Origin of the sequence: Desulfogranum japonicum DSM 18378 (assembly GCF_000429945.1) — a bacterium.
GTDB lineage: Bacteria > Desulfobacterota > Desulfobulbia > Desulfobulbales > Desulfobulbaceae > Desulfogranum > Desulfogranum japonicum.
The window spans coordinates 13754-35201 of the sequence record NZ_KE386993.1; the positions used below are offsets into that span (position 1 = coordinate 13754).

Genomic DNA, 21448 nt, shown 5'->3' on the forward strand with positions numbered 1-21448 from the left:
ATTCCTTCTTATAAAAATAATATGTATTACGTCGTTGCCAGGAGCACGTCAGATGCCTTAATAACAGCTGAAACCTTTGTGCCCACTTCTAGACCGAGACGCTCAACACTTGCAGAGGTGACGATAGATGTCACAGAACTGCCTCCAGGAAGATCAATGGTGATTTCGTCATTTACAGCACCCTGAAGTATCTGGCTGATGGTCCCTTTGAGTATATTGCGAGCAGATATGCTTTCAGGGGCAATGTCATGGGCCAGCAGAACTGAAGGTGCTTTGACGATGACAAGCACTTCCGAAGAAGGGGCGAGCTCCAGACGTTGTACAGAATTCTGCGTAATAACAGAAGTCAGTATATCGCCGCCTTTAAGCATAATAGTCACAACACTGTTGACTGCTCCCTCTTCAATTTTCTCGACCTGACCCAACCAGACATTACGAGCGCTGATTTTCAATTCAATCCTCCTGAGGGTTTTCAGCGTGTCCAACGCTGCTTTTGGATCGTTGCCATAAAATTGCATGAACTGGGAAAATTCTTTTTGAAATTGTTTCGTATTTTCTAAAAGTTGTTTTCCTTCCTCCGTTAATCTGGTGCCGCCCCCACCACTTCCACCGGTCTGCTTATTAATCAAAGGGTGAGGAAACAGGTTGTTGAGTTGATCAATTTTCTGCCAGGCAGACTTGTAACTTATGCCAACAGCTTTGGCTGCGCAGTTTATTGACCCCATACGGTCCAAAACCTGTAACAGCTCAATAGTAGGATTCTGTGGCTTCCAGCCGAGAACTTCGTGAATTTGTATGGATTGTTCTTTTGTCATCGATGACCTGTGTTTTCGTTGTTCTATAGAAGCATAACGCATTGTGAATGCTTACACTCAAAACAAATTTCATGCCAGTCTTTTTTTCAAATACTACGGAGTAAGCTGGTTATGCGACGTAAAAACAGCTGGTTGGGTAAGCGGAATGCTTTTGTTATCAAGGGGTGCCGCGAAAATGTTGGTGGGATTGGGTATTGTGGATGTGTAAATTTGGGCAGGGTTGTCTTTGGGGCGTACTGGAGTGTCCCATAGACTTTGTTAACTTGCGTGCCTGATATAAAAAGTATTTTTCGGAGTCTCGTTCCCTGCTTAACGATCAAATTTTTACATTATCCTCAAAAAATTATCCTCGGTGGGAAGCGTAGACTCCGATATTTCATATATGTCTGCAGTATTTATTCAGGTTTGTATCAATCTGAAAAAAATTCCTCTTCTCCGATAGTCTCCGGGTTATTGCCTGGTAACATTGGAAACCATCTCCCGAAGGGTGTCAGCTTGTGGGTTTGTCACTTTTTTTCTGATAATGATATCGGTTGGGCTGACAGTTTGATCATAATATGCCTGATTGCGTTTATCGTTTGGCTTAATCAATGCACCATCAAAAGACATTCCCATAAAGGCTCCCTTGGCTCGGGAATAGGTTATGACGTCGGCTGTCTGGGCTCTTGCACCTTTACCTACAGGCCCTGCTGCAACCGTACCGTCAACACCGAGTTTAAATGAACTGGTTAACAGTTTCTCCATTCCCCTTTCGCTCATAATCATCAGGATGGCTTCAGATGCTTCTGCGCCTATTTGTAGGCCAACGGAAAGTGACCCCACGCTATAAAAGGCAGGGTCTCCCCATTCCCCTGATTCTGTATCTCTTGCGACCAGCACGCCTGAGCCTCCAGAACCCCCTATTAAAAATGCTCCTTTTATACTCTGCGGGACAATTATAAGAGCTTTGGCATCTTTAACCTTTTCCCTGAACCAGTTCATATCTGGATCTGCACTGAAACTTCTGACCACGATTGAAGCTTTATTAACAAGGTTCTCGGCTTCCATCTTATCATTGGCGCATACATTCTGGCTGGCTGTAAAAATGCTTAACAGAAACAACATGGTTGTAATTTTCCATAGCCGCATAATAACCTCCTCTTAGGGTGTATTAGAATTTTCCTGTAAACCTTTTTGACATCAGAAGTTTTGCTGCAATGTATATACTCTTCAGGGTTCTCTTGGTGGGAGAATAGTTATGTTTGGATAGACTCCCTGTAATTCTCCAAAAAGAAAGGGCTGAATGTTATTGAGGGAGAGCTTGCGATTGTTTTGTGCATGCCCTTTAACGTTGTTGTTATGTTGGTGGAAGAAGGCACCGTTGACTTCAAGTATATGACATATTCTATGGTTAAAGGCGTCTACAAAGGCAGCGCCTCGACCCTCAAAATGCATGTTCTTTTTCTGTATGGAGGTGTTGACAAGGCTTAAATTTTCCAGAGATATACTGTTGTCCTCCAGCTCATCAAGGGTGGTTATAAGCCCCCAGACCAACGTTTCAGCAGGGATCTCAATGGGTTCTTTGCAGTCGATGATTGTGTGTGGCATGATGATGGAGCCTTTTCCTACAGATAACCTTGAGTCCGGAGTTCCGTGAAGGAAGCTGTTGAAACCCACAAAAACATTTTGTTGCAGATCCGCTTCGATAATTTTTGCGCCGTGGGCTGTGACATTGCATCCCTGCAAATGAGAGTTGATAATAAAACAATTTTCCTGAGCATTTGATCCTGGCCCCATGTAGGAATTTTCAAGATATGCTCTTTGGGCTACCAGTACATTTTCACAAATTTCAGTCTCTGGCTGGACAACTGCATAACGGTCCAGTGAAGCAGTTTCCGGCACCTGGAGAGTATCTTCAACGTTGGCCGTATCGAAAACTTTATTGAAAGATTCCTTATGGCTGTCAATAAAATCGACAAGTAAGCCCTGAGGTTTGTTTCCCGCTATATGATGAATGTAAGGTTCCAGTTTATCCGCAGGAAACTGATAGAAAAAGTTGAAGTGGCCTGGACTGTTGACCCAGATAGTTCCAGGCTGGACGTCAAGATGATTGATTTCGCCAGCTTGTACGTACGAGTAGGTACCAATTGCGCAATCGCGCATGCTGGTGAGGTCAATGGTTGCAAACGGGCCAAGAAAGCATCCGTCACAGGGAGAACCATGAATGTTCGCGTAGTCAAGAGAGAGGGTGTTTTTTATAAAAAATCTTTCCGGGGATTCTGGATCATGTGAAAAATTGTGGACCAGAGTTTTGATCAACGCACTTGTGGAAATATCAAACAGTTCGTCTTCTGTAAGTTCGATGCTGTAATTTTTATATTGAAAAGTGCAGCCTTTGCGCTTGAGTTCGTCACCACGAATGTCTGATTTGTACAATAGAGAGTTGGTCACCTGACACTTGCCCAGGAAATAACTGCCAGCCAGGCTGCTGTGAGTAAATTTCAGGTTAAGGGGAATATCAGAGGTTATACCGTAGAATGCGTAGAACTTATTCATCTGCTCCAACTCCACATGCCCGATAACAAATGGGCTGACGTCGAACCCTAGGTCCCTCAGGTTGATGTTTACTCTCTGGATAATTTTTTTGAATATCTTTTCAATTTCAAGCATATATCACCATGGTTGATTGGCTGATGTTCATGGGGACAGAGTCGTTTTGTGTTGAGCAAGAAATATCGTAGCTGCTCATGGGGAAATGATTGAGTTTAACGACTCTCCTGTATTTGTAACTGGTTACAAACAGTCTGAGATATTTCGCAAACAGGCCGGTGTAGCGTGTTTGGCAATATGTAGTCAGGCTGATCATGGAAAAATCAAATGCACTGTGAGTAGTTACGAAATATCCAGTTCTTTCATGGCATGGAAACTTGCGGTAAAGACATCTACCAGGCGGAGCACCCCGACTATGTCATCCTCTTGGGTGACCAGAAGAGATTGATGGGCACCGGCAACCATTTTGTGCATGGCCAGATCAAGTTCACTTAATTCAGAAACGTATTCATCCGGGGTCGGTTTCTGCATAAAATCATCAACGAGTTTTTTGGCAGCCTCTTTCAGTAGAGTGTTGGTGAACACCTTGCAATTCAAACGTGCTTTTTCCCGTTGTTGGCTGATATAGGCATCACTGAATTTATACATTTTTAACTGTTCGATGTGGCTATAGTCAGTTTCTGCTGATTCCATGGCCTTGAGGACGCGAAGTTGGCTTATCCTGCCGACAACTTTGTTGTGCTTATCAAGCACAAGTATAGCCCGATGGTGATATTTGCCATGTTCGAAGTTTTCCTGCGCGTTTTCCAGAGCAAGTATGGCATCGAAAAGGGTGGTACCTAAAGGCACCGTAGCATATTCACTTATTGGAACCATCAGGTCCTTAACTGTATGTTTTTTCACACGCATCCCTCTTGGGCGAAATGGAGTCAAGGTATGTAGGAAATACGTACCTGCTGAATTGATAGGTGCAGCTAATGTTTATTACTTTATCTCTTTTTCAATCTTTTTAAAGTGTTTTTGTGTGTCAAAATAGGAAGAAACCCTTGAGTGCAGATTTCTTTGGTACAAGGGATCAACAGCTAATGAACAAGTTTATGGCGTTGAAAGAATGGTTTTTAACGGAATTGGAAGTGAATGTACATCTGTGTGCAAAAATGTTGCTTGCTGGATAGATAACTACTTTTTTGTAGGCTGGTGAGGGTGGCGCTTTTTTTCGCATTCTCTGAAAATCGTTTTTTTGAGAATAATATTCTTGTTAAATTCATTTATAATGAATAACATTCACATGTTCTGTTGAAAAATGAACTTTATTTGTGGTGGTGGCAGTGTTTTTTGCATTACCAAGAACACAGACAGTTTAACGTACGGTGAGCCATGATTGACGATGTGAGTTTGAAAATTCTAGAAATTCTACAGGAAAAGGCACGTATTCCTAATGTGGAAGTTGCCAGGCAGATGGACATGGCCCCTTCCGCTGTTCTGGAGCGTATTCGTAAACTCGAACGCCAGGGAATCATTGACGGGTACGAGGTTCGTTTGAACCCGGATCAGTTTAATCGTCGGCTCATCGCTTTTGTCACAGTCAATGTTTGTGAGCAGAAGGCAAAGCAACCTCTGGGCCCGTATTTCGCTGCGTTACGGGAAATCCAGGAGGTTCATTATGTATCTGGAAAAGATTGCTATCTGCTGAAAGTGAGAGTGGCGGACAACGGGGATCTCTATCGTTTTCTACAGGAAAAAATCATACTCATGGCAGGAGTTATACATACGCAAACTACTCAGGTATTACATACTTTCAAAGAAACAGCAAAATTACCATTAACCAATAGTACCGTGGAACAGAGGAATTAATATGCCCATCTCAACTGATTATCGATCACGTTTATATCCAAAATTACCAGCAATATGTAATCATTATGGAACACCATTTCATATTTATGACGAACAGGGCATACGTGAGACCGGTCAACGCCTTAAAAAAGTTTTTAGCGGTATCAAGGAATTTCGAGAATATTATGCGGTCAAAGCTCTCCCGAACCCAAGTATTCTTCAGATTATGCAGGACATGGGGTTTGGGTTTGACTGCAGCTCAATAACCGAATTGATGCTCAGCCGCAGTATTGGAGCCAGGGGCGATGATATCATGTATACATCCAACAATACAAGTGAGAAAGAATTTGCCCTGGCCTCTGAAAACGGCGGATGTATACTGAACCTTGACGATATCAGCCTGATAGAAAAGGTTAAAACAATGCCTGAGTTGATTTGTTTTCGGTACAATCCAGGGGCTCGTCGCTCAGGCAATGATATTATTGGTAATCCTGTGGAAGCAAAATATGGTGTCAGCCATGAACAGATAATTGAGGCCTATCGCCAGGCTAAAGAGAAAGGAGCAAAACGTTTTGGTTTGCACACCATGCTTGCCTCCAATGAATTGTACCATGGATATATGGTACAAACCGCTCAGATGCTCCTGGACCTTGTTGAGGAAATCAGCGCTGAACTTGGGATTAAATTTGACTTTATCAACATCGGTGGTGGGTTAGGTATACCTTACACTCCAGAAGCTACAGCACTGGATCTGGAAGCAATGGCAAAAGGAATAACGCAGTTGTTTCAAGATTTTGAAACAAAAAATGGCTATATGCCAGCGTTGTACATGGAAAGTGGGCGTTTCATGACTGGTCCCCATGGAGTACTGGTGGTGAAGGCTATTAACCGCAAAGAGATATATCGTACCTATATTGGGGTGGATACTTGCATGAGCGCCTTAATGCGACCGGCATTGTATGGTGCATATCATCATATTGAAGTATTAGGTAAAGACAATGCAACTGGAGATGAGGTGGTTGATGTCGTTGGTTCTTTGTGTGAAAATAATGATAAATTCGCAATTCAACGCAGTTTACCAAAGATTGTTGACGGTGATACGCTCATTATCCATGATACAGGTGCTCACGGACATGCCATGGGGTTTAATTATAATGGCAAGTTGCGCCCCCAGGAACTTCTGTTCACCTCAACAGGGCAAGTCGAATTGATCCGTAGGGAAGAAGTGCCTGAAGATTATTTTGCTACTCTGAATTTTGAAGCTGATACACTGAATTTTTAAAATTGTTTGGGCACTATGAATTTGCTCCTTTTTACTCAAGAAGAATGTGATGGTGACAGGGTAACCCTGACAGATCGGAGGGCAGAACACCTGATACATGTTTTGGGCGTTAAACCCGGTGACCAGGTCAGGGTTGGCCAGGTTAACGGTCTTGCTGGCTGTGCTACGGTACACTCCGTTCATACCGACACTGTTGTTTTGCAGGTGAAACTTACACAGGCTCCCGGACCAGGTTTGGAAGTGGATCTTGTTTTGGCGTTACCAAGGCCCATTATGCTGCAGCGTATACTGAAACAGGCCACGGTGTTGGGTGTGCGTCGGTTTTTCCTTATTCGCTCCAATAAAGTAGAAAAATCTTTTTTTCACAGCCCTGTGTTGGCTGAAGACAAAATCAACAGCTTACTTCTGGAAGGCTTGGAGCAGGCCGGGGCTACTCACATGCCGGAAGTGGAAATCTATACTCGTTTCAAACCTTTTGCTCAGGATGTTTTACCGACACTCAACGGTATACGGCTGCTGGCTCATCCAAGAACTGAATGCACCTTTGCTACCATGGATAATCCATGGCTTGCCGGAAAGCGAATGATCTTAGCCATTGGTCCAGAAGGTGGATGGAATGATTTTGAAATAGATACCTTGGTCAAACAGGGATTCCTGCCATTTTCCATGGGGGAGCGTATCCTTCATGTAGACACCGCAGTTGTTGCCCTTTTGGCTCAGGTACAACTCCTTTTTGACCTGGCGAAGCGTTGAACCATTTTTTCCGTTAACATGGTAAACTCAGGGAGTTTCAATAGTTGGAGCAGCAGAGCATAGAGTACAGCTGCACTCCCTATTAAAATAAAAACCCCCGCTGCCTGCATGGGTAGCGGGCCCTGCAGCCATCCACGGAGAAGGCTTCGTCCCCACCATGTCGTAACTCCCATGATTATAGCAGCAATTCCGATTTTCAGTATGCCCCGTAGAAGATAACCTAGTGGCAGGCCTTCCAATTTTTGTGTCAAAGTAAGTGCCAGAAAAAGGAAGTTACAGGTCATTGCGCAGGATGTAGCCAACGCGATACCACGAAACTGCAGGTGATCGATAATCATAACAATGATGAGCAGGTTGGCGGCAACACCAATAAAACTTCCAATTACAGGGAATTTTGTTGTGTTAATGGCATAGAAAACCGGAACCATCACTTTGACTGAGGAATAGGCAAAAAGACCCAGGGCATAAAACTGTAAAGCTTGAGCAGTTTTCAACGTATCAACCCCGGTAAAAACCCCGTGTTCAAAAACCAGTCGTATAATGGGTTCAGCCAGAACCAGCAAACCCACAGTGGCTGGTATGGTAAGGCTGAACACCATGACAAGGGATGAGACAAATGTGGTTTTAAGCTTATCAATCTGTTTTTCGGCGGCTTGCCTGGCCAGTACCGGCATTGCTGCTATGGAAAAGGCTACGCCGAACAGACCAATGGGAAGTTGGACAAAACGGAACGCGTAATTGAGCCATGATACAGCCCCCTGCTCACATCCGGCAGCAAAATTTGTATTGATAAAGATATTGATCTGTGTCGCTGAAAGACCAATGGTTGCCGGCAGCATGAGCCAGAGAATCTTTTTTAAGCCAGGATGATTGGGCTGGATTCGGGGAATAAATCGGAATCCGGTTTTATAGAGCGTCGGCAACTGTATGCTTAGCTGCAAAAGTCCTCCAATCAGGGTTCCCACAGCCATGCCGGTAATGGCAGGCTGTCCAAATTTTGGAAAAAGTAATGAAAGAGTCACCCCGCCTAGGATGGAACCCAGATTAAAAAAGCTTGATGCTAGGGCAGGTATAAAAAAGCGGCCTTTGGTATTGAGTATCCCCATGACCACTGCGGAAAGCGAAATCAATATGAGGAAGGGGAACATAATTCTGGTGAGCTTGGCAGTGAGGGCAATTTTCCCATCAACATTTTGAAAGTCATGGGCCAGCAGATGAACAATGGGTTCGCTCCAGTAAATTCCTATAAGTACGAGGGCGCTCAATGCTATGGCAAAAAAGATAAGTACTGTGGATGCGAGTTCCCAAGTCGCCTTTTGTCCTTTGTTCGTATCGTATTCCGTGAAAACAGTAACAAAAGCAGCGGAGAGAGCACCTTCTCCAAAAAGATCACGCAAGAGATTGGGGATTCGAAAAGCGACCACAAATGCATCATAGCTCATACCTGCGCCAAAAAGTGCTGCGAAGAGTTGCTCTCTGACTAAACCTAACACTCTGCTGCACATGACAGCGCTGCCGACTGATCCTGCGGAACGGGCTATCTTTCCAGTTGAACTGCTTGGCTTGGTTGGTTGTGGTTGTTGCATTGGCGCTTCCCGGGGCGATTAGGTTATCCCTTGACTTTGCTTGGTCAATCTGAATATATAGAAAATTCACTTGCAGCGTAGATGGTTACCAGACCTGTTTTAAAAGAGAAAGTAATTTATATGAATCAATAAATCGTACTATACACTATCAATTCAAACACCCCTTTCACCGGAGGTACCCATGCAGGACGTACAGCAAATTAGAAATACGGTAATTCTTGGACATGGCAACAGCGGTAAGTCAACATTAGCGGAGGCGTTGTTGTTTACCGCCGGCTCGGTGAATCGTCTGGGTAAGGTTGATGATGGGACAGCTTCCATGGATTGCGAGCCGGAAGAACAGAAACGGCATGTATCCATAAGCACTGCATTTAATCATCTGACTTGGCAAAAAAATGAGATTTTTCTCCTGGATACCCCTGGAGATGATAACTTTGTCAATGAGACCCTCTTTGCCACCAATGTGGCAGATACCGCAATTCTGACTGTAGGTGCCGTTCTTGGAGTCCGACCGCAAACGGGAAAATTTGTGGGGATGGTACAGAATAAAAAATTGCCCTGCCTGATCTGCATAACAAAAATGGATCGGGAAAGAGCAAATTTCAGCAACACTGTGGAGCAGATCCGTGCAAATTTTGATCTGAACCCTGTTATCACTCATCTACCCATTGGAGCGGAAGAGAACTTCAAGGGGGTGATTGATGTGCTGGCGCAAAAGGCATTGTTGTTTGACGATACCGGCAAGACAACTGCAGCGGAAATTCCAGATGACATGGCCGATGAAGCTGAAACTCTGTATGAAACCCTCGCAGAGTATATTGCTGAAAGTGATGATGATCTGCTTGAAAAATTCCTGGAAGAAGGGGAGCTTACAGCTGAAGAAATGCAGGCAGGCCTGAACCAGGCTGTTGAAAAGGGGCTGATTTCCCCGGTGATTCCCTGTGCATCTTTTAAGAATTTTGGGTCAAGTGTTATTCTTGACGCCATTGTCGGGCTGTTGCCTTCCCCTGACAGGCGCCCGGCGATTGTTGGTACCAATCCTAAGGATGGAGAGCTTGTAGAGTTTGAGGCTGCTGTTGATGCTCCTTTTTCTGCATTAGTTTTTAAAACCATGGCAGATCCCTTTGCTGGTCGTTTGACTCTTTTTCGCGTTTTTTCAGGTACCCTCAGCGGCGATAATTTTTATAATGCCAATAAGGAACTTTCCGAGCGTTACGGTCAACTCTACCTTGTGGAAGGTAAGGAACAAAAGCCCGTTGATAAAGCCATACCAGGCATGATAGTGGCTGTGGCAAAACTCAAAGAGACCACGACTGGTGATACTCTGTGTACGGAGGCAAAACCGGTTATATTTGATTCGCCTGAGCCCTTGCCTTCCGTGCTCTCCTATGCTGTATCAGCGAAAAAGGGCGATGAAGAGAAACTCTTTGCCTCCATCACCAAACTCCTTGATGAAGACTTGACTCTTAAACTTACCAGAGAGCAACAGACAAGGGAAGTACTCCTGTCAGGTGTGGGACAAGTTCATCTTGAAGTGATTAACGAAAAACTCAAACGTAAGTTTGGGGTGGAAATGGAACTGAAAACACCCAAGGTTCCATATCGCGAAACCATTAAGGGCAACACTACTGTACAGGGTAAGCATAAGAAACAATCCGGTGGTCGTGGACAGTTCGGGGACTGTACGGTTGAACTCAGCCCTTTGCCACGTGGAGAGCAGTTTGAGTTCGTCGATTCCATTGTAGGTGGTGTTATTCCACAGCAGTATCGGCCGGCTGTTGAGAAAGGTATTATTGAAGCCATGGAAAAAGGTGTTCTGGCCGGATACCCATTTGTGGATCTGAAAGTCAACTTGATTGACGGCTCCTACCATAGTGTGGACTCATCTGAAATGGCATTTAAGGTGGCTGGATCGCTGGCCTTTAAAAAAGGAGTCATGGATGCTCAGCCAATATTGCTTGAACCGATTATGGAATTGGAAGTAAGAGTTCCTAAGGATTTTGTAGGCGACGTTATGGGCGATCTTAACAGTCGCAGGGGAAAAGTGCTGGGCATGGATTCCACAGATAAATCCGAGATCGTCAATGCCCATGTGCCACAGGCTGAGATATTACTTTATTCCCTTGATCTGACATCCATGACAGGAGGCCAGGGAACTTTTACGGTGAATTTTTCACACTATGAAGAGGTTCCAAGTCATATTGCTGAAAAAATTATTGAAGGGCACAAAAATCAAGCAGATGAATAAACATGGCTGATGTACATTCAACAGAGCCACGCTACAGTTGTGGGGTCCTTACCTTAAGTGATAAGGGCTCCCAGGGAAAGCGTGAAGATACAAGTGGACCTATGCTGCGGGAGATGCTTTCTGAATCCGGATATTCGGTTCAGGAATACTGTATTCTTCCCGATGACCCTGAGATAATAGAGCAAACCCTTCTCAAATGGGTCGATGATCTGGGGTTGGATCTTATCGTGACAACCGGAGGGACCGGTGTAGCTCCTTCTGATCGTACACCTGAAGCTACCAGGAGAGTTGTTGAGCTCGAAATACCGGGAATCAGTGAGGCTATGCGTATGGCCAGTCTGAAAAAAACAATTCAGGCTGTCTGGTCACGTGGTATTGCCGGAATCCGAAAGCAGTCTCTGATTATTAATTTGCCTGGAAGTGAAAAGGCTGCAAGGGAAAATCTGGAAGCCGTGTTGCCCGCTCTGCAACATGGCATATATAAGCTTAAGGGAGGATCTGCAGATTGCGGACAACCGTAATGGTAGACATCTTTTCAGCTTTTATTTGTCCATGAATGGTCTTTTGGGAGTCTCGTCCCTGGCCTATTTCCCCAATTTTTGGGTTATGCTTAAAGTTTCATTTTCGAAAGGAAGCGTAGAAATCCTCAATTTTGGACAGACGCAAATATAGCAAAAAAGCATGATATCAACGATATCATGCTTTTTTTTTATTCCATAATGTTGTGAACATTAGACCGGGGGGGGCACCCCAGGGGCGAACTTGCCCGCACTTCTCATGACTGTTTTGGTTACATTGCATGCGGGCTTTTGAGGGACATGGTAAAAGTGCGGGAGTATAATTTCTCGCTCCAGATTACATAAAAATGACCTGTTTACCTTCACTTCCCTTGGTGGCAGTCACTTCACCGATGAGATATGCTTTTTCTCCAATTGCAGTAAATTGGTGAATAATATCCTCTACGTTTTCTTCATCTACAATGGCAAGCATGCCAATGCCCATATTGAAGGTTCTGTACATTTCCTCTTCAGAAATCTTGCCATGTTCCTGCAGGAAAGAAAAAACAGGGAGTACCGGCCAACTACCCTTTTGCAGGTGAGCATCACAACCTCCAGGAAGAATACGGGGGATGTTGTCTATGAATCCGCCTCCTGTGTTATGAACCAGTCCGTTAATGGGGAATCTGCGCAGTATGTTGGTAATGGCATCAACATAGATACGTGTCGGACGTAGTAATTCTTCACCCAGGGTGCAGCCAAATTCTTCAATTTCCTGGTCTATCTTCAAGCCAAGCTCTTGAAACATAACGTGTCGGACAAGGGAATATCCGTTGGAATGTAGACCCGACGAGGCAAGACCAATAATTTTATTGCCGACCTTGATGTCACTTCCATCGATTATTGCATTACGGTCACCAATCCCAACGACAAATCCGGCGAGGTCGTAATCTCCTGGCTGGTACAGGCCTGGCATCTCCGCTGTCTCACCGCCAATCAATGAACATTGTGCTATTTTACACCCCTTGGCGATTCCTTTTACTACTTCCGTGGCAACCTCAAGATCAAGTTTGCTCACAGAGAAGTAGTCAAGAAAAAATAGCGGCTTGGCACCACTGACCACAACATCGTTCACGCACATGGCGACAAGGTCAATACCAATGGTATCATGTTTATTGCAGAGCTTAGCTATGGCAAGCTTGGTTCCAACGCCGTCTGTTGAAGCGATGAGCACCGGATCGTTATAATCCGAGTTACCAATGGCGAAAAGTCCGGAAAAACCACCAATATCACTCAGCACTCCGCGCCGGTGGGTTTCGGAGACTATGTTTTTGATTTTAGATATAAAAAGATTGCCCTTGTTAATATCCACACCAGCTTCGGCGTATTTATTAGTTGAATTTGTCATATATATTCAGTATGCAGGCAGATTTTGTGACATCGCCTGACAGTTAAAATAGCAATGGATCCGTCTATTTTATAGACCGTAGATACTCGTATCTTCAGATTACTTTTTTTAGTTGAGTATTGTCAATATGTTTGTCGTTGATTGCTTCTATCCGTTCTTTCTGGTAAGAAATACTTTATGAAATTGCTTATTACTCTCATAGGCTTGGTTTTTATTCTAGAAGGATTACCCTATATGGTAGCTCCCGAGGCAATGAAACGCTGGTTGAGGCAGATCCTGGAATTGCCCATGGATCAGTTGCGCATTGTCGGGGCGGTATCCATGGCCATTGGGTTTCTTCTCTGCTGGATTGGCCAGAAAAGCGGCTTGTTCGGCTGAAGGGCTAAACCAAGTTCCTACCTCATTGTTTATTGTTGTCAGGGCATTTATGATATTGTCCTTCTTTTTTAATCATTTGACTTTATATAGAGTCGTTCAGTAAGATATTCTGTTCAAATTCAGTGGTCAATGGTACCACGGAGCAGGCAAACTGCTGCGCAACCATATTTTGGTATCAGCCTTGGAAAAATGCTCCTTTCAGATCATGTGTCAGGTGATTTCAAAGACTTTTTCTTGCCTTTGATGATGCTTTTACGGGGCTGGAGATGTTGTGTTGTAAATATTCTTTTTCCACAGACCTGCACAAAGGTGGCGTTTTCAAGCTGGAACAGGTCGTGGCAAAGAATGCTTGCGTTTTGAAAGAGTTACCCACAGTTTTTACCCTCCTCAGGAGTGGGAGCCTGTTATGGAAAAAACACCGAGAAGAGAAATGATAGGGCTTGAAGGCAAGGTGTTGCGTGATACCTTGCGGCGTTTGCACAGGCGTAATGCCGTCGAAAATATCCGCAAGCTTATCATGAAAACGCATCCGGCTGATCTGGCTTATGTGTTCCGCTCGTTGAGTTTTGTTGAGCAAAAAGATATTTTTGAGATTCTTGCTCAAACAGATAAAGTTGCTGATTTTTTTAGTGAGCTTGACGAACAGATCATGCTCGACCTGGTTGAAGGTTTAACACCACAGTTTATGGCGAATGTGGTAACCGAAATGGCCTATGATGACGCAGCTGACCTGTTAGAAGCCCTTCCCATGGATGTTGCCATGGAAATCCGTACGCACATGGAAGTTAAGGATCGGTACGAAGTTGAAGAACTTCTGAAATATGATCCGGACACTGCCGGTGGTATCATGTCACCGGATTTCATGTACCTTGATGAAGACCTTACCGTTGAGGACGCTATTGCCAAGGTTCAGAAACGCAGTGAAGAAAAGGAGATGGTTTTCTATCTGTATATCACCCACGGGGAAGGACAGCTGGCTGGGGTGCTTTCGCTACGGGAATTACTTCTTCATCCAATGCACAGGAAATTGAAGAATATTATGAATACCAATGTGATCACTGTGGCCACAGATACTCCCCAGGACGAGGTGGCGCATATTGTTTCACAATATAACATGCTCGCAGTTCCAGTTGTGGACGCCGCCTTCAATATGGTCGGTATAGTTACCGTTGATGACGTTATTGATGTATTACGTGAAGAAGCCAACGAAGATTTTATGCAGATGGCAGGTGCCGGACGTGACCAGGAAATTCTGCTGAAGCCACTGTATAAGAAAATTTTAATCCGTGCTCCCTGGCTTTTAGCTTCCTGGTTAGGTGGTATCGGTTCAATGTATATTATCAACTCCTTTCAGGATGCACTCTCAAAAGTCTTGGCGTTAGCGTCTTTCATTCCCATAATCACAGGTATGGGGGGGAACATTGCTACTCAGTCAAGCACCATTATTGTACGTGGATTGGCCACAGGTCGTGTTAATCTTCAACAGGTTTTTCAGGTGGTTGTTAAAGAAACCTGTGTAGGCGTAGCCCTCGGAACGTTTTTTGGACTTCTTCTTGGAACCATAGCCTTTTTTAGCTATGCAGATCCCGTTCACCTCGGTTTTGTCGTTGGTTTTTCTGTTTTTGTCGTTATGACAATGGCCGCCACTGTGGGAACCTTAGTTCCTCTGTTGCTGAAGAGGCTGAACATTGATGCTGCGGTGGCCACAGGTCCTTTTATAACAACCTCTGTTGATGTACTTGGAGTCGGGTTGTTTTTCTTTGTCGCGAAGACCATGTTGAATTTATAGTTATGAATAGAAAAGGTTTTCCACAGGGAGGGCAGGTAAAGCGCCCTTACCTCATTGTTGCTCTTGTTTGTGTTATTCTATGGCTGCTGTATCAAACCTTTCAGCCTGCTCTTCTAGACCCCAAAGCTGTTTCACGGCCGGTGGCGGCTCGTGGAGATCTCGCTGCAGATGAGCAGAACACCATTGACATTTTTCGTAATTCTGCTCCTTCAGTGGTGTACATCACCAGTATCGCAGTCAGAAGAAATTTATTTAATTTAAACGTCTATGAAATGCCGCAGGGAACAGGCTCGGGATTTATTTGGGATAGTTCAGGCCGGATTGTGACGAACTATCATGTAATTTCTGATGCAAACCGTATTGACGTGACGCTGGCGGACCACAGTACCTGGAAAGCTGTTCTGGTTGGAATGGCGCCTGACCGGGATTTGGCTGTTTTGCAGATTTCTGCACCTGCCAGTAAGCTCAAACCGATACCCATTGGTGAATCATCCAATCTTCTTGTCGGACAGAAGGTTTTTGCCATTGGAAATCCGTTTGGCCTGGATCAGACTTTGACAACCGGAATCGTGAGTGCACTGGGACGTGAAATTACATCTGTAACAGGGCGAACAATTCATGATGTCATTCAGACAGATGCGGCAATTAACCCTGGCAATTCCGGCGGGCCACTTTTGGATAGTGCCGGAAGGCTTATAGGAGTTAATACAGCCATTTACAGCCCCTCTGGTGCGAGCTCAGGTATTGGGTTTGCCGTTCCCGTTGGCGAGGTTAACCGGGTGGTGCCGCAGATCATCCGCCACGGCAAAATTATCAGACCTGGCCTAGGTATTACTCTGGCCAATCAACGTTTGACCGAGGAGCTTGAGCTGGAAGGAGTATTGGTTCTCAAGGTCGTTACTGGATCAACAGCGGAAAAAGCGGGATTGCGAGCTACCAGGCAGGTCCCTGGAGGCTTGATCCTGGGAGATGTTATTCTGGCGGTCAATGGAGAGTCTGTAAAAAATTATGATTCTCTTCGCGATGAAGTTGAGAAGTATCGTGTAGGAGAGAAGGTTATACTGCTTATTTCAAGGGATGGTCACAAAATAGATGTAGAGGTTACTCTCGAAGCTATGAATTGAGTCCGGTATATTCGCCATCCTCACTCACCCAGTGAGGATGGCTTTATTTTTTCGTTCTGTTCAGATTTCATCAGTGGTCTGCTGAACTGGCATGGCTTATGAGAGCAAGCTGGACCGTCTCTTTTTTGTGCTTTTTGTGAATCGACCCAGTAACCAGCCTATCAGGAGAACGCCTGCCCCGGCCATAAACCATATTATAGTTTCATTTTTCTTTAGCACGGAATTTTCGATCTGCAGTCTTGAGAGTTCTTCTTGTAATTCTGAGATTTCTGATCTGGCCTCAGCCAGAGAGTGCTTCGTGAGCTGCACATCTGCAGTATCGCTTTTCAATTCTTCGAACTGATCCCTGATATCTGTTCGCTCTGCTATACATTCAGACAGATTATGTTCTGTCTGGCCATGCACTTCTGTCAATTCCGTAAACTGTTTTTCAAGGACTGCTGTTTTTTCTGTTAGTGTCTCTTTCTCTATGGTTAAGTTTTGCACTTGTTTGTCAAGAGGAGGCTGATTGCTTAAATATCTTTTCAGAAGCCAGCCTTCCTTATTATTGCCAAGATGAACCTTGGCCCAGTCTCCAGAGTACTCGATAAGCTCAACAGCCTTGCCATCTTCAACCACTGCGATGATTTTATAGTCTGTACCTTGACCTCGTCGTACCGGAATTTCTGTTGCTGGCTTGATATACAGCGTTTGCGCATGGAGTTGTTGCGGGGGGGTAAGGATAAGACAAAATGCAAACCCGAGCAGGAAATTGCATAGCCTGAATTGGCGAGAGAAAGGCTGTAAAGATAGGGGCGGAACGGTTAACGGATTCATTCTGGATACTCTTTGATATATATTGTTTACGTGCATTCGCAGGAAACAGTGGTGCTAACCACTGGACGCTTTTTATAGCAGTTGTCTTGTTTCGTAAAAAAAAGGTATGTTTACCATTCTTTGCCGGCAGTTGCCAGTTTCTTTACAAGGTTTCCTGGGAGCATGTTTAACAACATGGGAACTGAACACTGGTAGCATTCGGTGCACCTGACAAATAAGAGGGTGTCAATCATCAGCTTTCTGCTCAGGAATTACTGATGATGGACGAACCTCCTCCTTGCCAGCAGGGATAGGTTCGGACACCAGTGTATTGATGTCTATATCTGAGGGGTAATCTTTTCTCTGCATCCTGAGTCTTGCCAGGTCTCGCATATTTTTATTTTTATCCGATTCATCGACGATTTCCCGGCCTATTATCTCTTCAATTATATCTTCAAGGCTTATTACGCCTGTTACGCTGCCGTATTCATCAACTGCCACCATCAGGTGCTGATGTGTTTCAAAAAAATCAATAAAAACGCGGTCAAGGGGAGCTGTTTCAGGGACAAAATGGACAGGCCTGGTAAAGCGTTCCAGGGTGATATCTTCTTGATCCAGAGCGGCAGCGACGAGTATATCCTGGCTTAAAACAAGTCCAATGACATTATCAGGATCTCCGTCATAAACAGGAATTCTGCTGTGCATTTTCCAGGCTTCATCGTTCTGGTCGGTTGCCTCACGGATGGAAAGTGATTTATCTATGGAAAAAGTAACCGTCCGGGGCGTCATAACTTTTCGAACGGTTTTTTGCCCAAGTTGCAGGATATTACCTATGACCAGTTCCTGGTCAGCCTCTATCTGGCCTGATTTACGACTCAGGCTCACAATTGTTTTAATTTCTTCGGCTGAGACTTGTTCCATTTGATTGCTTGCCGGGACCAGGCGCGTGATAACTCGGCACAGCCAGATAATCGGACGTAAGGTGAAAATCATACCCCGAAGCGGCTTGACAATCACGGGAGCCAGTTTTCTGCTATATACTACCCCGATGGTCTTGGGGAGAATTTCTGAGAATAAAAGGATGGCAAGTGTAAAGAGGATGGAAAACCAGATCAGGCTTCCAGATCCAAAAACCGCTACTGCTGCAGCACCGGCAACTGAGGCGCCAATGGTGTTTGCAATAGTGTTGAGGGTGAGGATGGCCGTAATGGGTTGTTCAATGTTATTTTTTAGTTCCATCAGGCCTTGGGCCTGTTTGGGATGTTCCTGGCTGAGTAATTCTATATGGGGCAGGGAAATGGAATAGAGCACAGCTTCAAAAACACTGCATGCTGCAGAAATAAGGATCGCAAAGCAGACAGATATCACGAGTACGGCAACCAATTGTTCCTCCTTGGTAAAGGCTTTTTTTTGCTATCTTAGCGGAAAATAAAAGTTTTGCCAATTGAGCTTAAACATACTTTAGTGTATGAAAAAAGATTGTAACCTTTGCATTTCGTTTACCCTGTCTTATAACGCGCAAACAGGAATGCATGAATAGAGCAAGCCATCTCTTTATGGGATGAATAATACAGAATAACAAGAGGAAAATATGATTAAACTCACAAGTAAGGCACCTGATGAATTCAGTGGAGATCTCCTGGTGTATTTTTTGGAGAAGGAAGATGCAAAAATTTCCGCAGAAACAGATGGATTGATCAATCGAGCCTTGCATAGAGCCCGGGAGCATGGAGATTTCACTGGAGCAAAAGATGATACATTCCTTTTTTACCCTGGACTGACCAGTGAGGATGATATTGGTGGTGCAAAGGCAGTTCTCTTTATCGGCTTGGGAGAACAAGATGACGATCCTGCTGTTCGTAAAGAACAGTTACGGCTTGCAGCAGGGCTTGCAGCGAAAACAGGAGGCAATATGAAGGCCAGGGAATTGCTGGCTGTGTTGCCTAAAGAGTATATGCTCGCACCTAATGAGATCGCAGAGTGTGTTACTGAAGGCCTGTTACTGGGCAATTATAGATTTACCCTATACAAGACCAAAGAAGATATTCCTGAAAAAGAAAAGGTTGTGGGTAATTTTATATTGAGTGATGGCGGTTTATCAGCAACCGCGGTACGCAGAGGGATGAACAGAGGAAAGATTCTGGCAGAGGCTGTGTATGCCTGCCGGGATATGTCCAATCAGCCTGCAAATAAGTGGACTCCCTCTGAATTTGCCGAGTTTGCCAAGAAGATTTCAAAACAGTATGGTCTGAAATGCAAGGTTATTGAAAAGCCAGCCATGGTCAAACTTGGCATGGGAGGAATACTTGGTGTCAATCAGGGGTCTGCGCAGCCGCCAAAGCTTGTAATACTTGAATATCGTACCAAAAAAGATAACCCTACAGTGATGCTGGTAGGCAAAGGGTTGACCTTTGATTCCGGAGGTATCAGCCTCAAGCCTGCAGCTGGCATGGAAGATATGAAGTATGATATGTGCGGAGGCGCAGCAGTTATTACCGCGATGCAGGCTATAGCCATGGATAAGCCCGAAAATGTGAACGTTATTGGTTTGGTGCCTGCCACTGAAAATCTTTCCGGCAGTGCGGCCATTAAACCCGGCGATATAATTGTACATTATGGTGGCAAGACATCTGAGGTGGTCAATACCGATGCCGAGGGGCGCCTGATTCTGGCAGATGCACTGGCCTATGGTGTTGAAACATACAGCCCTGAGGCTATTGTCGATCTGGCTACATTGACTGGTGCTGTAATAGTCGGTTTAGGTCATCATCGAACCGGCCTGATGGCAAACAACGATGAGCTTGCAGAACGACTGCTTACTGCGGGAAACCAGGTCGGGGAACCCGAATGGCGTCTCCCACTTGGACCTGAGTATCGCAAACAGATGGATTCCAAAGTTGCCGATATAAAGAACACAGGCACAAAAGGTGGTGGCGCTATTACTGCGGCCTGTTATCTGCAGGAATTTGTTGGTGATACGCCTTGGGCTCATCTGGATATCGCAGGAACCGCCTGGGATTTTACCGAAAAGTCATATGTGCCCAAAGGACCTTCCGGTACTGGAACACGCACATTGGTGGAACTTGTCCGCGAATGGAAGCCGCTGAACAGGACAGAAAAGGATTCCTGATAGATAGTCACCATGCGGCAAGTAACACTATTTACGACGTATCTCTTGTGACAGGGTAACTGTTCGCTGTGAACCTGATCTTTCCACGATCAGCCTGGCTTACGTATGATCCAATACGCTGCGCCGGTCAGATTGCGAAAATCTCAGGCAGCCTGTGATCAGTTACAAATACAGGTGAGTTTCAAATTTATCCGTTTCCCCTATGAGTAGTTACGTTACAGGTAAATAATTAACGAGTATAACCAGTGGAGGAGCAATGCTCGAGAAACGTAAAGGAATTACCGTATCCCGCCAGATAATGGATGACCAGTTACTGCATAAAGATGCCACAGGTGCTTTGACTGGTGTGTTGAATGATTTGGTTGTAGCGGGGAAAATAATCAGTGCAGAGGTAAATATGGCAGGCCTTGCTGATGTTCTGGGCCAGTCTGGAAAGATTAATATTCAGGGAGAAACTGTTCAGAAATTGGATGTCTTCGCCAATCAGACCATAAAAAGACGCATGGAACAATGTGGCCATATCTGTATCATGGCATCTGAAGAAGACGATGAGACGATACCTGTTCTGGATGGATATGAGGGTACTTATACAATAGCATTTGATCCTCTGGACGGATCTTCCAATATAGATGTGAATGTGAGTATCGGCACCATTTTTTCCATTCACCGACGCATAAGCGATTCGGGGCAGGGCACAGAAGCTGATCTGTTGCAAAAGGGAACCAAGCAGGTCGCTGCAGGTTACATCATTTATGGTTCCTCCACAGTTATGGTGTACACTAGCGGCTCCGGAGTTCACGGGTTTACTCTGGATCCAAGTGTCGGAGAGTTTTTTCTCTCACATCCATATATCAAAATACCTGAAAAGGGGCCTTATTACAGTGTTAATGAAGCATACAGCCCTTTCTGGCATGACAGCACCAGGCAGTTTATTGATTACCTGAAGAGTGATGCTGAAGGGATGGGTGGTTACAGTGCACGCTATATAGGTTCTCTGGTTGCCGATTTTCATCGAAACCTGGTCAAAGGCGGTATCTTTCTTTATCCGCGAGACAAAAAAAGTCCTGAAAAATCCGATGGCAAGCTACGCTTATTATATGAAGCCGCACCTCTTGCCATGGTGGTGGAACAGGCAGGTGGTCGTGCCATAACTGATGATGGAAGACGTATTCTTGATATTGAACCAACCAGCCTGCACCAACGGGTTCCGTTGATTATCGGTTCCAAGGAGGAGGTGGATCTCGCGGAAAGTTTTTTTAAGGCTTAAACCGTATCATTATA

The 21448-nt window shown here is 44.8% G+C and carries 18 protein-coding genes; 10 read left to right on the forward strand and 8 right to left on the reverse strand.

Annotation, left to right across the window (positions count from 1 at the left end):
- Positions 1 to 26: 26 nt before the first annotated feature.
- The 4 genes from G493_RS0122860 to G493_RS0122875 form a co-directional block, all read right to left on the reverse strand.
- A complete protein-coding gene (locus tag G493_RS0122860) occupies positions 27 to 815 on the reverse strand; it encodes a TOBE domain-containing protein (RefSeq protein ID WP_028582215.1) in 789 nt (262 codons plus the stop codon).
- Positions 816 to 1265: 450 nt separating this feature from the next.
- A complete protein-coding gene (locus G493_RS0122865; protein WP_035275778.1) occupies positions 1266 to 1943 on the reverse strand; it encodes a lipid-binding SYLF domain-containing protein in 678 nt (225 codons plus the stop codon).
- 81 nt (positions 1944 to 2024) lie between these two features.
- Positions 2025 to 3464 carry a transferase gene (locus G493_RS0122870; protein ID WP_028582217.1) on the reverse strand — a complete coding sequence of 480 codons (1440 nt, stop codon included), beginning with the start codon at positions 3462 to 3464 and terminating at the stop codon, positions 2025 to 2027.
- Between the two features lie 222 nt (positions 3465 to 3686).
- Positions 3687 to 4247: a CBS domain-containing protein gene (locus G493_RS0122875; protein WP_028582218.1), complete on the reverse strand. Its 561-nt coding sequence runs from the start codon at positions 4245 to 4247 to the stop codon at positions 3687 to 3689.
- A 474-nt stretch (positions 4248 to 4721) separates the two neighbouring features.
- On the opposite strand from G493_RS0122875, the gene G493_RS0122885 reads away from it, so the two are divergent.
- The 3 genes from G493_RS0122885 to G493_RS0122895 are packed head-to-tail and all read left to right on the forward strand — an operon-like array spanning position 4722 to position 7212.
- Positions 4722 to 5198 carry an Lrp/AsnC family transcriptional regulator gene (locus G493_RS0122885; RefSeq protein ID WP_028582219.1) on the forward strand — a complete coding sequence of 159 codons (477 nt, stop codon included), beginning with the start codon at positions 4722 to 4724 and terminating at the stop codon, positions 5196 to 5198.
- Position 5199: 1 nt separating this feature from the next.
- On the forward strand, positions 5200 to 6459 hold the full coding sequence (locus G493_RS0122890; RefSeq protein WP_028582220.1) for a diaminopimelate decarboxylase: 1260 nt from the start codon (positions 5200 to 5202) through the stop codon (positions 6457 to 6459).
- A gap of 15 nt (positions 6460 to 6474) precedes the next feature.
- Positions 6475 to 7212 carry a 16S rRNA (uracil(1498)-N(3))-methyltransferase gene (locus G493_RS0122895; protein ID WP_028582221.1) on the forward strand — a complete coding sequence of 246 codons (738 nt, stop codon included), beginning with the start codon at positions 6475 to 6477 and terminating at the stop codon, positions 7210 to 7212.
- Here the strand turns inward: G493_RS0122895 and murJ are convergent.
- Positions 7176 to 8798 (reverse strand): murein biosynthesis integral membrane protein MurJ, encoded by a 1623-nt coding sequence (gene murJ, locus G493_RS30905; RefSeq protein WP_051309821.1) that lies wholly within the window; start codon positions 8796 to 8798, stop codon positions 7176 to 7178. The genes G493_RS0122895 and murJ overlap by 37 nt on opposite strands.
- Before the next feature lie 181 nt (positions 8799 to 8979).
- Between murJ and fusA the strand changes: the two genes are divergently transcribed.
- Both fusA and G493_RS0122910 read left to right on the forward strand, forming a co-directional pair.
- The gene (fusA, locus tag G493_RS0122905; RefSeq protein ID WP_028582222.1) at positions 8980 to 11046 is read left to right on the forward strand and encodes an elongation factor G; all 2067 of its coding nucleotides are present in this window, start codon (positions 8980 to 8982) and stop codon (positions 11044 to 11046) included.
- A gap of 2 nt (positions 11047 to 11048) precedes the next feature.
- Positions 11049 to 11567, forward strand: coding sequence for a MogA/MoaB family molybdenum cofactor biosynthesis protein (locus G493_RS0122910; protein WP_028582223.1), 519 nt, complete (start codon positions 11049 to 11051; stop codon positions 11565 to 11567).
- A 334-nt stretch (positions 11568 to 11901) separates the two neighbouring features.
- On the opposite strand, the gene purM is transcribed toward G493_RS0122910, so the two are convergent.
- Entirely contained in the window at positions 11902 to 12951 is a 1050-nt protein-coding gene (gene purM / locus G493_RS0122915; protein ID WP_028582224.1) for a phosphoribosylformylglycinamidine cyclo-ligase, read from the reverse strand.
- Between the two features lie 177 nt (positions 12952 to 13128).
- Here purM and G493_RS0122920 point away from each other — a divergent pair, with 177 nt between their 5' ends.
- The 3 genes from G493_RS0122920 to G493_RS0122935 all read left to right on the forward strand — a co-directional run bounded on the left by G493_RS0122920 (position 13129) and on the right by G493_RS0122935 (position 16242).
- A complete protein-coding gene (locus G493_RS0122920) occupies positions 13129 to 13329 on the forward strand; it encodes a DUF2065 domain-containing protein (RefSeq protein ID WP_028582225.1) in 201 nt (66 codons plus the stop codon).
- A gap of 406 nt (positions 13330 to 13735) precedes the next feature.
- Positions 13736 to 15118: a magnesium transporter gene (gene mgtE / locus G493_RS0122930; RefSeq protein WP_028582227.1), complete on the forward strand. Its 1383-nt coding sequence runs from the start codon at positions 13736 to 13738 to the stop codon at positions 15116 to 15118.
- Between the two features lie 2 nt (positions 15119 to 15120).
- Positions 15121 to 16242, forward strand: coding sequence for a S1C family serine protease (locus G493_RS0122935; RefSeq protein WP_051309823.1), 1122 nt, complete (start codon positions 15121 to 15123; stop codon positions 16240 to 16242).
- Positions 16243 to 16338: 96 nt separating this feature from the next.
- Here the strand turns inward: G493_RS0122935 and G493_RS0122940 are convergent, their stop codons facing one another.
- Both G493_RS0122940 and G493_RS30910 read right to left on the reverse strand, forming a co-directional pair.
- Positions 16339 to 17058 carry a TIGR04211 family SH3 domain-containing protein gene (locus tag G493_RS0122940; RefSeq protein ID WP_028582229.1) on the reverse strand — a complete coding sequence of 240 codons (720 nt, stop codon included), beginning with the start codon at positions 17056 to 17058 and terminating at the stop codon, positions 16339 to 16341.
- 225 nt (positions 17059 to 17283) lie between these two features.
- Positions 17284 to 18420 carry a CNNM domain-containing protein gene (locus G493_RS30910; protein WP_084813732.1) on the reverse strand — a complete coding sequence of 379 codons (1137 nt, stop codon included), beginning with the start codon at positions 18418 to 18420 and terminating at the stop codon, positions 17284 to 17286.
- 208 nt (positions 18421 to 18628) lie between these two features.
- Here G493_RS30910 and G493_RS0122955 point away from each other — a divergent pair, with 208 nt between their 5' ends.
- Both G493_RS0122955 and fbp read left to right on the forward strand, forming a co-directional pair.
- On the forward strand, positions 18629 to 20167 hold the full coding sequence (locus G493_RS0122955; protein WP_028582230.1) for a leucyl aminopeptidase: 1539 nt from the start codon (positions 18629 to 18631) through the stop codon (positions 20165 to 20167).
- 256 nt (positions 20168 to 20423) lie between these two features.
- Positions 20424 to 21434, forward strand: a complete 1011-nt coding sequence (gene fbp, locus G493_RS0122960) for a class 1 fructose-bisphosphatase (RefSeq protein WP_028582231.1) — start codon at positions 20424 to 20426, stop codon at positions 21432 to 21434.
- The last annotated feature ends 14 nt before the right edge of the window (positions 21435 to 21448 follow it).